This window comes from Phenylobacterium sp. (genome assembly GCF_031984885.1).
Lineage (GTDB): Bacteria > Pseudomonadota > Alphaproteobacteria > Caulobacterales > Caulobacteraceae > Phenylobacterium.
The window spans coordinates 33,167-46,954 of sequence record NZ_DAMABV010000018.1 but is presented as its reverse complement, the minus strand read 5'-3'; the positions used below and the strand labels follow the sequence as shown (position 1 = coordinate 46,954).

Annotated in this window: 13 protein-coding genes; 8 read left to right on the top strand and 5 right to left on the bottom strand. The window is 71.6% G+C overall.

Annotation, left to right across the window (positions count from 1 at the left end; translation table 11 throughout):
• The first annotated feature begins 47 nt into the window (after positions 1 to 47).
• Positions 48 to 638, top strand: a complete 591-nt coding sequence (locus RTL41_RS18920; RefSeq protein ID WP_312166722.1) for a CHRD domain-containing protein — start codon at positions 48 to 50, stop codon at positions 636 to 638.
• A gap of 4 nt (positions 639 to 642) precedes the next feature.
• Here the strand turns inward: RTL41_RS18920 and glpK are convergent, their stop codons facing one another.
• On the bottom strand, positions 643 to 2,142 hold the full coding sequence (glpK, locus tag RTL41_RS18915) for a glycerol kinase GlpK (protein ID WP_312166720.1): 1,500 nt from the start codon (positions 2,140 to 2,142) through the stop codon (positions 643 to 645).
• A 120-nt stretch (positions 2,143 to 2,262) separates the two neighbouring features.
• Here glpK and RTL41_RS18910 point away from each other — a divergent pair, with 120 nt between their 5' ends.
• From RTL41_RS18910 to RTL41_RS18900, 3 genes are all read left to right on the top strand, one after another.
• Positions 2,263 to 3,378 (top strand): DUF2336 domain-containing protein, encoded by a 1,116-nt coding sequence (locus RTL41_RS18910; protein WP_312166757.1) that lies wholly within the window; start codon positions 2,263 to 2,265, stop codon positions 3,376 to 3,378.
• A 33-nt stretch (positions 3,379 to 3,411) separates the two neighbouring features.
• Positions 3,412 to 4,194 carry an NAD kinase gene (locus RTL41_RS18905; protein WP_312166718.1) on the top strand — a complete coding sequence of 261 codons (783 nt, stop codon included), beginning with the start codon at positions 3,412 to 3,414 and terminating at the stop codon, positions 4,192 to 4,194.
• A gap of 76 nt (positions 4,195 to 4,270) precedes the next feature.
• A complete protein-coding gene (locus tag RTL41_RS18900; protein ID WP_312166717.1) occupies positions 4,271 to 4,741 on the top strand; it encodes an Hpt domain-containing protein in 471 nt (156 codons plus the stop codon).
• Between the two features lie 13 nt (positions 4,742 to 4,754).
• On the opposite strand, the gene RTL41_RS18895 is transcribed toward RTL41_RS18900, so the two are convergent.
• Positions 4,755 to 5,528 (bottom strand): NUDIX hydrolase, encoded by a 774-nt coding sequence (locus RTL41_RS18895; protein WP_312166715.1) that lies wholly within the window; start codon positions 5,526 to 5,528, stop codon positions 4,755 to 4,757.
• Between the two features lie 48 nt (positions 5,529 to 5,576).
• Positions 5,577 to 6,743: a DUF2336 domain-containing protein gene (locus RTL41_RS18890; protein ID WP_312166713.1), complete on the bottom strand. Its 1,167-nt coding sequence runs from the start codon at positions 6,741 to 6,743 to the stop codon at positions 5,577 to 5,579.
• Positions 6,744 to 6,903: 160 nt separating this feature from the next.
• On the opposite strand from RTL41_RS18890, the gene RTL41_RS18885 reads away from it, so the two are divergent.
• Together RTL41_RS18885 and RTL41_RS18880 are read left to right on the top strand one after the other, a co-directional pair.
• Positions 6,904 to 8,709, top strand: coding sequence for an ATP-binding protein (locus RTL41_RS18885; protein WP_312166712.1), 1,806 nt, complete (start codon positions 6,904 to 6,906; stop codon positions 8,707 to 8,709).
• Between the two features lie 78 nt (positions 8,710 to 8,787).
• The gene (locus tag RTL41_RS18880; protein WP_312166710.1) at positions 8,788 to 9,984 is read left to right on the top strand and encodes a CaiB/BaiF CoA-transferase family protein; all 1,197 of its coding nucleotides are present in this window, start codon (positions 8,788 to 8,790) and stop codon (positions 9,982 to 9,984) included.
• Between the two features lie 34 nt (positions 9,985 to 10,018).
• Here RTL41_RS18880 and RTL41_RS18875 read toward each other — a convergent pair whose 3' ends face one another.
• Entirely contained in the window at positions 10,019 to 10,864 is an 846-nt protein-coding gene (locus tag RTL41_RS18875; RefSeq protein WP_312166709.1) for a transglycosylase SLT domain-containing protein, read from the bottom strand.
• Between the two features lie 100 nt (positions 10,865 to 10,964).
• Between RTL41_RS18875 and RTL41_RS18870 the strand changes: the two genes are divergently transcribed.
• On the top strand, positions 10,965 to 11,786 hold the full coding sequence (locus RTL41_RS18870; protein ID WP_312166707.1) for an aldo/keto reductase: 822 nt from the start codon (positions 10,965 to 10,967) through the stop codon (positions 11,784 to 11,786).
• Positions 11,787 to 11,915: 129 nt separating this feature from the next.
• Entirely contained in the window at positions 11,916 to 12,602 is a 687-nt protein-coding gene (locus RTL41_RS18865; RefSeq protein ID WP_312166705.1) for an energy transducer TonB, read from the top strand.
• Positions 12,603 to 12,617: 15 nt separating this feature from the next.
• Here the strand turns inward: RTL41_RS18865 and RTL41_RS18860 are convergent, their stop codons facing one another.
• A complete protein-coding gene (locus RTL41_RS18860; RefSeq protein WP_312166703.1) occupies positions 12,618 to 13,787 on the bottom strand; it encodes an acyl-CoA dehydrogenase family protein in 1,170 nt (389 codons plus the stop codon).
• Between the last annotated feature and the right edge of the window lies 1 nt (position 13,788).

The window sequence follows — 13,788 nt, the reverse complement described above, 5'->3', positions numbered from 1 at the left end:
GGGCCCCTATTGAAAACAAGGTTGTACGCTCGGACGTGGAGGTCGCTGTGCCTGACACGACACTCAAGCTTGCCGCGATTGCAGTCTGCCTGACCCTCGCGGGCGCGGCCAAAGCCGCAACGGTCTACAGGGCGCCGCTGCTCGGCGCGAACGAGAACCCGCCGATCGCTTCGCCAGGCCATGGCGTCGCCCTCCTGGCCATCGACGGGGACCTGCTGACGGTCGCCGCCTCCTTCGACGACCTGCTCGGCGGCGTCGCCGCGGCGCATATCCACTGCTGTGCGCCGGCGCCCGCCAACGCGGGGGTCGCGACCCAGACCCCGACCTTCGTCGGCTTCCCGTCCGGCGTCGCCAGCGGCTCGTATCAGCAGGACTTCAGCCTCACCGCGCTCAGCACCTACAACCCCGCCTTCGTGACGGCCAACGGCGGGACCGCCGAGAGCGCGCGCAACGTCCTGCTGGCCGCCCTGGACAACGGCCAGGCCTATTTCAACATCCACACCACCTTCGCGCCGGCCGGCGAGATCCGCGGCCAGTTCGCGCTGGTCCCCGAGCCGGCCAGTTGGGCGCTGATGATCGCCGGCTTCGGCCTCGCGGGCGCGGCCATCCGCTGGCGGCGACGGGTCTTCACGGCCTGAGGCGTCAGGCCGTCGTCTTCACCCGCGCCACGGCGTCCAGCCACCGGGCGTAGGCCGCCTCGCGGTCGTGAGCGTTGAGGGACGGCTCCAGCCGCTCGGTCGAGGGCCTTGCCGAAGCCGCCTCCTCGACGCTGCCATAGACCCCGGCCCCCAGGCCGGCGAACAGCGCCGCGCCCAGCGCCGTCGTCTCCATATAGGTCGCACGCCCGACCGCGACGCCGGTCAGGTCGGCCAGCCTTTGGCTGAACCAGACGCTGCGCGACATGCCGCCGTCGATCCGCAGCTCCACGTCGCGGCCGAAGGCGCCGGGCGCGTCGGCCCGCATCGCCTCGATCAGGTCCCGCGTCTGCAGGGCGCAGGCGTCGAAGGCCGCATGCGCGATCTCCGCCAGGCCGGTGTCCCGCGTCATGCCGAACAGCGCCCCGCGGGCGTTGGCGTCCCACCAGGGCGCGCCCAGGCCGGTGAAGGCGGGCACCAGCACCACGCCATGATCGTCGCGCGCGGTCTGCGCCAGCGCCTCGACCCCGGCCCCGCCGCCCTCGACCTTCAGCCCCTCGTTGACCCATTGCAGGGCGGCCCCGGCGATGAAGATCGAACCTTCCAGCGCATAGGTCGGCCGCCCGCCCAGCCGCGCCGCCACCGTGGTCAGCAGCCGCGAGCGCGACGGCGCCAGGTGCTCGCCCGTATTGACCAGCATGAAGCAGCCGGTGCCATAGGTCGCCTTCATCTCGCCGGCGCGGATGCAGCCCTGCCCCATCAGCGCGGCCTGCTGGTCGCCGGCCACGCCCCGGATCGGGATCGCCCGCCCCAGCAGCCCGGGCTCGGTGGCGCCATAGTCGCCGGCGCAGTCCAGCACCGTCGGCATCAGCGCCCGGGGCGTCTCCAGCATGTCGAGCATCTCGTCCGACCAGGTCTGGGACTTCAGGTCGAACAGCATGGTGCGCGAGGCGTTGGTCGCGTCGGTGGCGTGCACCTTGCCGCCGGTCAGCTTCCAGATCACCCAGCTATCCATGGTCCCGGCCAGCAGCTCGCCGGCCTCGGCCCGCGCCCGCGCGCCCTCCACGGCCCCGAGGATCCAGGCGATCTTGGTCCCCGAGAAGTAGGGATCGAGCAGCAGCCCGGTGATCTCCGTGACCTGCGGCTCCCGCCCCGCCGCGCGCAGCCGCTCGCAGGTGGCCGCCGTGCGGCGGTCCTGCCAGACGATCGCCCGGTGGATCGGCTTGCCGGTGGCCTTGTCCCAGATCACCACCGTCTCGCGCTGGTTGGTGATCCCGATCGCGGCGACGTCCTCGACCGCCCGGCCCGACTTCGCCAGCGCCTCGCGCAGCACCGCGACCGAGGTTTCGTAGATCTCCTCGGCGTCGTGCTCGACCCACCCGTCGTCCGGATAGAACTGCTCCAGCGGTCGCCCGGCCTCGGCGAGGGGCGCCCCCTTGGCGTCGAACAGGATCGCCCGCGTCGAGGTGGTGCCCTGGTCCAGCGCCAGGATCAGAGGTTCCGCCATTCTCCGCCCCCTAATTCTCGCCCGGCGCACGACTCGCGCCCGCATGGTCAACAGGTTGTAACCATGTTTTCATCTGCTCGGAGCAGATTCGAGGCGTTCGTGGGGGATGCCAGTTTGAGCGTGGCCGCCAAGACCGATGATCTGCTGAATCTGGCCCGCAGCCGCGCGCCGGCCGATCGTGAGCGCCTGCTGCTGGCCATCGTCGATCTCTGCGACGCCGGCGAAAGCGCCGCCGGGCTGATGACCTCCCGGCCGATCCAGGCCCTGCTCAACTCGATCTTCATGTCGCTGGTGGTCGAGGCCGAGCGCGACATCCGCCGCCGGCTGTCGGAAAAGCTGGCCCAGGCCGACTGGGCGCCCTCGGCCCTGGTCAACGTCCTGGCCCTCGACGACATCGAGATCGCCCGCCCGATCATCGCCAGCAGCCCGGTGATCAAGGATCACGACCTGGTCCGCCTGCTGGTCGAGGCGACGATCGAGCACCAGATCGAGGTCGCCCGCCGCCCCAACATCGGCCCGCCCGTGGTCGCCGCCATCCTGCAGCAACGCGAGCCGGCGGTGCTGACCGCCCTGGCCGGCAACGCCACCGCCGCCCTGGGCGAGCATGACCTGGCCGTCCTGGTCGCGGCGTCGGAACGCACCGCGGCCATGCGCTCGCCCCTCGCCCGCCACCCGGGCCTGACCGACAACCTGGCCCGCCAGCTCTATGTCTGGGTCGGCCAGGCGCTGCGCCAGTCCCTGGTCGACCGCTTCCGCCTGGACGCGACCGAGCTCGACGCCGCCCTGGCGGTCTCCGTGCAGGAGGCCCACGGCGGCGGCGGCGCGGCCGCCGCGCCGCTCGCCCAGGCCCGCGAGGGCGAGCGCGAGGAGATGGAGCGGCGGCTGGTTGCCAAGCTCGACGCCGCCGGCCAGTTGCGGCCCGGCTACCTGCTGCGGGCCCTGAAGGAAGGCCGCCTCACCCTGTTCCTCGCCAGCCTGGCCACGCTCGGGCGGTTCGACCCGACGCATGTGCGCCGCGCCGTCGACTCCGACCGGCCCGAACTGCTGGCCCTGGCCTGCGCGGCCGTCGGCATCGACCGCAGCGTCTTCCCGACCATCCTGGAGATGGTGCGCAACCTCAACGCGGGCCTGCCGGGCGGCGGGCAGGAAGGCGCGCGCCGCGCCGGGGGCGCGTTCGGCCCGTTCGACGCCCACATCGCCGGCGCCGCGTTCCGCCGCGCGGTGAACCCTGGTTGACGGATCGCCCGTTTCACGGACTTTTGCCGGGCCATGTTCAAGCCTGAGCCCTTTGTGACCCGTCTCGCCTTCGAGGCCAGCGACCGCCCCGAGGCCCAGGAAGCCAAGGAAGCGCTCATCGCGCGCTATGGCCAGGCGCCGGAGGACGAGGCCCAGGTCATCGTCGCCCTCGGCGGCGACGGCTTCATGCTGGAAACCCTGCACGACAACCTCAAGAGCAGCCGCCCCATCTACGGCATGAACCGCGGCTCGGTCGGCTTCCTGATGAACGAGTACAGCGAGGACGGGCTGCTGGAGCGGATCAACGCCGCCGAGCGGGCCGTGATCCACCCGCTGTCGATGGTCGCCATCGACGCCGACGGCCGCCGGCACGAGGCCCTGGCCATCAACGAGGTCTCGCTCCTGCGCCAGACCCGCCAGACCGCCAAGCTGCGCATCTCCATCGACGGCAAGGTGCGGCTGGGGGAGTTGTCCTGCGACGGGGCGCTGGTCGCCACGCCGGCCGGCTCGACCGCCTACAACCTCTCGGCTCACGGCCCGATCATCCCCCTGGACGCCAAGGTGCTGGCCCTGACCCCGATCAGCGCCTTCCGCCCGCGGCGCTGGCGCGGCGCCCTGCTGGCCCACACCGCCAAGGTCAATTTCGAGATCCTGGAGGCCGACAAGCGCCCGGTCAGCGCCGTCGCCGACAACTTCGAGGTCCGCGACGTCGTCGAGGTGCAGATCGCCGAGAACCGCGACGTCGCCCTGCACATGCTGTTCGACGCCGGCCGCAGCCTGGAGGAACGGGTGCTCGCCGAGCAGTTTTCCGTGTGATTACCGCCGCTTCCCGGCTCATTCGTTGTTAACGCATGGCTTTTAGGCTGACGCCCGTTGTCCCAGGAGGCGCGTAGTGAGCCAGCAGAATCCGGTCATTCAGCCGCCCAGCCTTCGCCTGAAGGTCGGTGGTCGGTTCGGCGCGATCGATCCCAGCGCGATCGCCAAGGCCGAAGCGGCCCTGAAAAGCCTGTCGGGCAATTTCGCTCAATGGCTCTCCGAGGAAGTGGTCAAGCTCGACGCCGCGCGCCAGCGCGTGCGTGACGAGGGCGTCACCGCCGAGACCATGGAGACGCTCTACCTGCGCGCCCACGACCTCAAGGGCCTGGGCACGACCTACGAATTTCCGCTGATCACCCGCATCGGCGCCTCGCTGTGCCGGCTGATCGACGACAAGGACAAGCGCCTGACCGTGCCGCTGGCCCTGGTCGACGCCCATATCGACGCCATCAAGGCGGCGGTCCGCGACGACATCAAGACCGACGAGCATCCGGTCGGCCGCATCCTGATCGAAGAGCTGGAACGCAAGGTCGCCGCGGCGGCCTGACCGCCGCCTCGCCTCACATCACGTTGGCGAGCGGCTCCTCCACCACGCCGTAGCCGGCGTCCGGCGGCAGCACCAGCACCTTGCCGTCGGCGCGGTCGCGGATCTGCGGCTCGACCGTCACCAGCGGCCGCGCATTGGCCCGCGCCACGCAGTCGTCGGCGCTCATCGCCTCGGCCAGCAGCTTCACGTTCATCCGCGTCGGGAAGATCACCTTGCGCTCGCCCGCCTCGGCCAGCCGCAGCACCTCCCGCGGCGAGATCCATTCGGCGTCCACCGTCTCGCGGCCGTCGCATGCGGCCAGTTGGTCGTCCGGCGCCGTCACCACGTAGAACCAGGTGTCGAACCGCTTCGGGGTCAGCGGCGGCGTGATCCACCGCGCGAAAATCGTCAACGCATTCAAGTCGATGACGACATCCAGTTCGCGCACCACGTCAAGGAAGGCCAGTTCGCCGACATCGACCTTCTGGCGCACCTCCAGCGGCGCGGACTCCCCGCCGATCGGCGAGCCGTCCGCGCGACGGCCCAGCAGGATGCCCGCCTCCTCGAACACCTCGCGGATCGCGGCGATGCGCAGCCCGCGCTGCTCGGCGTCGAACCCGCCCCAGCCCAGGGCCTGGGCCTCCCACGCCGGGTCGTGATCGCCCGCATGGCTCTTGCCGCCCGGAAACACCAGCGCGCCCGAGGCGAAGTCGATCTGGTGATGGCGCTTGACCATCAGCACCTCGAACTCGGGATCATCGCGCAGCAGCAGAATCGTCGCGGCGGGCTTGATGTCTTGCGTCGTCATGCCGCCAGCTTGGGAGCCTCGCCGCGACCACGCAAGTATGACGCTAGGTCAGGCGCTGGCCTGCCGCCGGGCTTCGGCCTGCGCCTGGTACGAGGCCCGCGCCGCGCCCGACAGCCTGTCCATCTTGTCGAGCAGATAGTCGGTGTCCTCGCGCCCGGCGATCTCGGGCTGGGTCAGGAAGCGTTGCAGCATCCGCTCCTGGAAGCGCTCGCGGTCGCGCGCGCCGCCGTCGAACTCCATCGAGTGATAGGTGTCCACCCCGGCCCGGAACGCGCCATAGAGCCGCGCGGGCAGCCCCGCCCGGTCGTAGACCGCCTTCAGCCCCAGCGGCCCGGCGTCGTGGATCATCAGCCAGGTGCGGTGGTGCGGCACGCTGGCCAGCTCGGCCAGCCCCCACTCCAGGAAGGTCATATGCCCCTGGGCCAGGGCCCGCAGCAGCAGCGAGGCGGTCAGCCGCTCGTTCTGCATCAGATGCGCCACGAACGCCTTCACGTCGCTGGTCCGGCCGGCCTGGTCGACCAGGTCGACGGTCGCCCGCTCCCGCGCGCCCATGGCGATCTCCAGCGCCAGCTCGGCCGAGATCTCGTGATGGTTCAGCAGGTGGTCGCGCACCTGCTCGCCGACCAGGCTCACCAGCTTCTCGGTCACCGACAGCGGCAGGACGCTGCGATAGGCCACCGCCGAGAGCACCCGCTCGGACCGCTCGAACCGCCGCACCGCCTCGTCCAGGGTCTGGTCGGCGAACTCGGCGTTGTCGTTGGCGCAGGCGGCCTCGACCGCCCGCTCCTCGCCATGCTCGACGATCGCCCGGGTGACCTCCTGCGACAGCTTCGGCCGCTTGGCCACCGCCACCTGGCGCACGCCCCCGCCCACCCGGACGATCTCCACCAGGTCGGCGTCGGTGAACACCGGCGAAGCCCCCAGGATCGGCAGGCAGACGCTCTCCACGTCCCTGGCCAGGCGCAGGGCCACGTCGCGCGGCACCAGCGGCGAACTCTTCAGGGTGATCGACAGCGCCTGGCGCACCCGTTCGGCGGCGTCCTGCGCCATCACCCGCAGGATTTCATAGGCGTGCTCGCGGTCTTCGTCGCTCAGCGTCGCGGCGTCCAGCTTGCGGCAGATCTTCTGGGCGGCGAAGGCGCGCTCGTCCGGCGTCGCGCCCCTCACCAGCGTGCGGATGTCCTCGTCCGTCAGCGCCGCCCGCGTCGTCGCCATAACCCCAGCCCCCGATGGGGCGCCAGCGCCCCGCCAAAAGGATAATCCAAGGTTAAGCTTAACGATCGGTTGCCCGCCAGGCTGTGGATTTACCCTACCGCGTAACCTGTCGCCAACCGTGCCGCGCTAGGGTCCTCGCTTGCCGCCGAGGAACCGATTCATGCTGGTTGAGACCGATAAACTGGAGACCCGGGGCGGGTCGTCGGTCACCCAGCAGGCGCTCGAAACGCAGACCTCCCTGCTGCCTTACGCCCTGGCGGTTTTCGCCGTCAGCCTGCCGGTCTTCGTCTGGGCCGGATCCTACGCGCAGAACGCCGTCTGGATGACCGGCACCTTCGCGATCTTCGCCGCCGCCTGGGGCGTGTTCTACGCCGCGGTGAACTGGCTCAAGCGGCCCGAGGCGGCCCAGAACCTTACCCGGCGCGGCCAGGTCCACCTGCTGTGCGGCCTGATCTGGGCCGCCGCCGTGGCCCAGATGGCCGCCTTCGGCGACGGCGCCGGCCCTGCCCGCGACGAGCTGATGCTGATCTCGGTCGCCGCGGCGGTGATGGTGATCTTCTTCACCGCGCCCTGGCTGCCCAGCCTGCTGATCGTCGGCGCGGCCACCGCCGCCGGCCCGCTCTACTTCCTGCTGCGCAATCCCTCGGATCGGCCCCTCGCCAACCTGGCCTGGGGCGGGATGGCCCTGGCGCTGGCCCTGTCGCTGATCCTCAACCGCCTGCTGCGCCGCCAGTTCGCCCTGGCCGCCGAGCGCGAGGTGCTGATCGCCGACCGCGACCGCCGCATGGACCAGGCCCGCCGCCTCGCCCAGTCGAAATCCGACCTCGTGGCCACCCTCAGCCACGAGATCCGCAACGGCCTGACCGGCGTCGCCCACGTGCTGGCCTCCGCCGTCGGGCACAACGGCCGCAGCGCTCCCTCGCGCGAGCAGCTCTCGGCCGCCCTGGACGCCGCCAACGACCTGATCTCGGTGCTGAACACCACGCTCGATTCCGAGACCGCCGAGGCCGGCCGCCTCGAGGTCGACACCCACGCCTTCGACGCGGTCGCCCTGATCCGCGACCTGGTGATCCTCAACCGCCCGAACGCCGCCGCCCGCGGCCTGGAGCTGTCGCTGCACGTCTCGCCCGAGCTCTCCATCATGGAGCGGGGCGCGGCCGTGGCCGACGCCCACCGCGCCCGCCAGATCCTCGCCAACCTGCTCGGCAACGCGCTCAAGTTCACCGTCCGCGGCCGGGTCGAGGCGCGGGTCGAGCTGACCGCGGCCGGCCGCCTGGCGATCGAGATCGCCGACACCGGTCCCGGCCTCGCCCTCGAGGAGCTGGAACAGGCCTTCGAGCCGTTCAACCGCATCGCCCGCACCAGCGCCGGCACCTCCGGCGCGGGCCTTGGCCTCTCGCTGTCGCGCCAGCTCGCCCGGCTGATGGGCGGCGAGCTTTCCGCCCACAGCGCCGTCGGCGTCGGTTCCTGCTTCCGCCTGGAGCTGCCCTTCGACGCCGCCGCCCTGCCCGAGCGCGAACTGGACGCGCCGCGCGAGCTGGCGGCGGCCCAGGTCGAGGTGCGCCAGCGCCTGCGCGTGCTGATCGCCGAGGACGACGCCCTCAACGCCGCCATGCTGCGCGCCGTGGTCGAGCAGCTCGGCCACCAGGTCGTGCACGCGGTCGACGGCCGCCGCGCCGTGGACCTGGCCCGGGTCTGCGAGTTCGACCTGCTGATGATCGACGGGCGGATGCCCAACATGGACGGCCCGGCCGCCATCGCCGCCATCCGCGAGCTGGACAGCGACATCGCCCAGGTTCCGATCGTCGCGGTGATCGGCGGCGACGCCGACGAGGCCGAGGAATGCACCCAGGCCGGCGCCGACGCGGTGCTGCGCAAGCCGGTCAGCGTCACAGCCGTCGCCCGCGCGGTCGCCGACGCCGTCGCGGTCGAGCGCGACGACCAGCCGGCCCGCGCCTTCGCCTGACCTGACGCCCGGGCAGCCTTGAGGCCGCGCCCGCGCCCCGCCAAGATGCTCCCAACCAGAAAACGGGAGGAGCGCCGCGTGCTGTTGCAGGGTCTGAAGGTCGTCGAGTTCGCCTCCTACATCGCCGCGCCGGGCGCCGCCGGCGTCCTGGCCGACTGGGGCGCGGAGGTGATCAAGGTCGAACGGCCCGAGGGCGACCCGATGCGCCACGTCTTCGGCGACGCCAAGAGCGACCTTTCCGGCAACCCGACCTTCGGCCTCGACAACCGCGGCAAGCGCGCCGTCGTCCTCGACATCTCCAAGACCGAGGGCCGCGACGCCCTCGCCCGCCTGGCCGCCCAGGCCGACATCTTCCTGACCAACGTGCGTCCCGCCGCCCTCAAGCGCGCGGGCCTGGACGAGGCGACCCTGCGCGCGGCCAATCCGCGGCTGATCTACGCCATGGTCACCGGCTATGGGCTGGACGGCCCCGACGCGGCCAAGCCGGGCTTCGACGTCACCGCCTTCTGGTCGCGGGCGGGCGTGGCCCACATGCACGCGCCCAAGGGCGCGGACCCGTTCATCCTGCGCACCGGCGTCGGCGACCACATGACCTCGCTGGCCACCGTCTCGGCGATCCTGGCCGCGGTCTACGAGCGCGAGCGCACCGGCGTCGGCCGCGTCGTCCAGACCTCGCTGCTGGCCACCGGCGTCTACGCCGTCAGCTCCGACCTCGCCGTGCAACTGGCCTTCGGCAAGCTGGCCTCGAACCGGCCGCGCACCGCGCCGTTCGATCCGCTGGCCAACTTCTACCGCAGCCGCGACGGCCACTGGTTCGTGCTCAACCCGCGCGGGGCCAGCAACGACTGGCAGGTGCTCTGCGAGACCTTCGAGCGGCCCGACCTGCCGGCGGACGAGCGGTTCGCCACCGGCCGCGTCCGCCGCCAGAACAGCGCCGCCCTGGTCGAACAGCTCGACGCCGTCTTTTCCAGCCTGGACTTCGCCGAGATCGCCCGGCGGCTGGACGAGGCCGACCAGGTCTGGGCGCCGGTCCAGACCCCGGCCCAGGTCGCCGCCGACCCGCAGGCCGCCGCCGCCGGCGCCTTCGTGGAGATCGAGGACGGCCAGGGCGGAACCTACCGCTCGCCGGCCGCCCCGGCCCGCTTCCCGGGCGCGGATCTCGATCGTCGCCCGCCCGCGCCGGACCTGGGCCAGCACACCCGCCAGGTCCTGGCCGAACTCGGCTACTCCGCCGCCGAGATCGAGGCCATGCTCAGCGCCGGCGCGGCCGCATAGGCCCCGCCTCCGCCGGGATGAGCGGTGTTAAGCCTCAACTGGCCTTGTCGCGCGCCTCGGACAGCACCCGCAGCATCTCGCTGGTGAACAGCGAGCCGGTCATCCGCCGGCTGGCGCTGGCGTCGTCGTCGGCCTTGGTCCCGCGCAGGATCAGGTCGACCATCGCGTCCTGGCTGCTCTGCAGGGCCTGCTGCCGGGCCGAGGCGTACTGCACGAAGCCGCTGTCGGGCGCCGCCTGCCGCGCGCCCGTCGCCGCCGGCCCGCCGCCGCCCTTGGTCAGGTTGGCGTAGACCTCGGCCACCGTGGCCGGGCGGCCTTCGCGGTAGAAGATCGAGCGGTTCGCCCCCGCCGCCTCGGGAAAGATGCTGGCCGCGCTGGCCCCGGGCTGGGTGCGCATCGCCTCGATCAGCCGCGCCGAGCCCTGCGGCCCCAGGAAGTGCGCGGCATAGAGCTCGCCCGCCGTCGGCGCGCGCCCGACCCGCCCCCTCAGGTACGAGGCGTGGTCCGAGGTCAGCTCCCCGGCCATCAGCGAGGCGGCGTGCGGGTCGAGCCGCAGGTCCATCACCGCCTTGCGCGCCTCGGCTCCCGCCACCCGGTAACGCCCGTCCGGGCCCTTGGTGATCAGCTCGGCATAGCGCGCATAGCCGTACTTCGCGCCGTGCTGCTTGAGGGTCGACAGCCAGGTCTGCTCGACGAACTGGAACAGGCCCGCGGCCGAGGAGGTCGGCGCCTTGGCCTTGGGATTGTAGCCGCTCTCGCGCCCGGCGGTCTTCATCAGGAAGGTGAAGTCGACGCCCGTGGCGTTGGAAGCCCGCTGGATTGCGGCCTCCACGACTCCCTTGATTCCCTGGATCGACATGGCCCAGGTGTGCCCGTTCATGGTTAACGCGCCGCTAACCATGTTCTTTGGCCCGCGCGGGTTGCGCCCCGTCGGGCGGCCCACGATCTTGCGCATTCCACCTTCTCAGCGAGGACCGCCGATGCCCCAGCCGCTCATCACCTTCAACGACGGCGCGACCCTGCCGCAGCTTGGCCTGGGCGTCTGGCAGGTGCCCGACGACGAGGCGGCCGCGATCGTCCAGGCCGCGGTCGAGGCGGGCTATCGCCATGTCGACACCGCCGCCGTCTACAAGAACGAGACCGGCGTGGGCGCGGGTCTGGCGCGCGCCGACGCCGGCGCCGAGGTGGCCGTGACCACCAAGCTCTGGAACGAGAGCCAGGGCTATGACCGCGCCCTCAAGGCCTTCGACAAGTCGCTGCAGCGCCTTGGCCGCGACAGCGTCGACCTCTACCTGATCCACTGGCCCTGCCCGGCCCAGGACCTCTATGTCGAAAGCTGGAAGGCCCTGGTCCGCCTCAAGGAAGAGGGCCGCGCCAAGTCCATCGGCGTCTCCAACTTCGCCGCCGACCACCTGCGCCGCATCGTCGGCGAGACCGGCGTGACGCCGGCCGTCAACCAGATCGAGCTGCACCCCCGCTTCCAGCAGACCGCCCTGCGCGCCGTCCACGCCGAACTCGGGATCGTGACCGAGTGCTGGAGCCCGCTCGGCCAGGGCAAGCTCCTGCAGGACCCGGTGATCGGCAAGGTCGCCGCCAAGCACGGCAAGACCCCGGCCCAGACCGTGATCCGCTGGCACCTCGACAACGGCTTCCTGGTCATCCCGAAATCGGCCAATGCCGACCGCATCCGCCAGAACTTCGACGTCTTCGACTTCACGCTCGACGCCGAGGACATGGCCGCGATCGCCGGCCTCGACGCCGCCGACGGCCGCATCGGCCCCGACCCGCTGAGCTTCGGCTAACGGCCTGCCGGCGGGGCGGCGCCACTTGGTCACCGCCCCGCCACGGTTCAGCTTCCTGGCGGCCAAGCTCCGGACACGATCGCGGCGCGACCCTTTGTTTCAGCGACGAAAAACAAAGGGAGGTCGCCAATGGTCATCCGTCAGTTCCTGCCGGCCATGCTGGGCCCATCGCGGCCGCGCTCAGGCCGATCTCCGGCCGTCACCGCGGCCATCGCCCTGTCGATCGTCGTCCACGGCGGCCTGGCCGCCTATCTCGCCGTGAAGACCTGGAGCCCGCCGGAGATGCAGTCCCTGCCCGAGGGGCCGATCATCAATGTCCAGACCTACACCCCGCCGCCCAAGCCCCAGGCTCAGCCCAAGCCGGTCGAGCGCGCCGTGACCCCGCGGCAGGCGGCCCCCGTCGAGACGCCGTTCCCGACGCCCGCCCCGATCCCGCTGGCGCCCGCCCCGGCCCCCGCGCCCGTCGAGCCGCCGACCACCATCGCCCCGCCCGCGCCGCCGGTCCCGGCGCCCCCGGCGGTGATCGTCGCGCCTAACTGGCAGAAGCGCCCCGGCGCCGCCGAACTCGCGCGCTTCTACCCGGACTCCGCCCAGCGCCGCGGGATCGGCGGCACGGCGACCATCTCCTGCCAGGTCAGCGCCGCGGGCCTGCTCAGCGGCTGTTCGGTCGCCCGCGAGTCGCCCGCCGACGAGGGCTTCGGCCGCGCGGCCCTCAAGCTCGCCCCCTACTTCCGCATGAGCCCGATGACCCGCGACGGCCAGCCGGTGGAAGGCGGCACGGTCCAGATCCCGATCCGCTTCAGCCTCGGCGGCTGAGCCCCCTCGGCCTGCTCAATAGCTCTTGGGCAGGCCGAGCACCCGCTCGGCGATGTAGTTCATCACCATCTCGCGGCTGATCGGCGCGATCCGCGCGATCATCGCCTCGCGGAAGTAGCGCTCGACGTCGAACTCCTTGGCGTAGCCCATGCCGCCGTGCGCCAGCACCGCCGCCTCGCAGGCGCGAAAGCCCGCCTCGCCGCCCAGGTACTTGGCCGCATTGGCCTCGGCCCCGCATTCCCGGCCCGCGTCGAACAGCGCCGCGGCCTTGAAGGCCATCAGGTTCGCCGCCTCCAGCTCGGCCCAGGACCTGGCCAGCGGATGGGCCACGCCCTGGTTCTGGCCGATCGGCCGGCCGAACACGACCCGCTCCCTGGCGTAGCCCGCCGCCCGCGCCAGCGCCGCGCGGCCCAGGCCCACCGCCTCGGCGGCGAACAGCACCCGCTCGGGATTGAGCCCGTCCAGAAGATAGTAGAAGCCGCGCCCTTCCTCGCCGATCAGGTCGTCGGCCGGGACCTCCAGGTTGTCGATGAAGACGCTGTTGGACTCCACCGCCTTGCGGCCCATCTTCGGGATCACCGTCGCGCTGATCCTGCTGCGGTCGAAGTCGGTGTAGAACAGGCTCAGGCCCTCGGTCGCCTTCTTCACTTGGTCCTTCGGCGTGGTCCGGGCGATGATCAGCATCTTGTTGGCGCGCTGGGCCATGGTGGTCCACACCTTGCGGCCCGTGATCACATAGCCGTCGTTGGTGCGCGTCGCCCGCGTGGTCAGGCTGGTGGTGTCCAGGCCCGAGTCCGGCTCGGTGATGCCGATGCAGATCTTGTCCTCCCCCGACATCAGCCGCGGGATCGCCCGGTTTCTGAGGGCCTGGCTCCCATACCTGACGATAGGCATCGGCCCGAAGATGTTCAGGTGCATGGCGCTGGCGCCCGAGAACCCCGCCCCCGACTGCGCCACCGCCTGCATGACCAGCGCCGCCTCGGTCAGGCCCAGCCCCGCGCCGCCCAGCTCGGCCGGCATCGCCGTCCCCAGCCAGCCGCCCGCCGCCATGGCCGCCACGAATTCCTCAGGGAAATCACCGCTCTCGTCGGTCCTGCGCCAGTAGTCGGCGTCGAACCCGGCGCAGAGGCGGGCGACGCTCTCGACGATGGCTTCCTGTTCCTCGCTCAACCAGAAGCCGCTCATC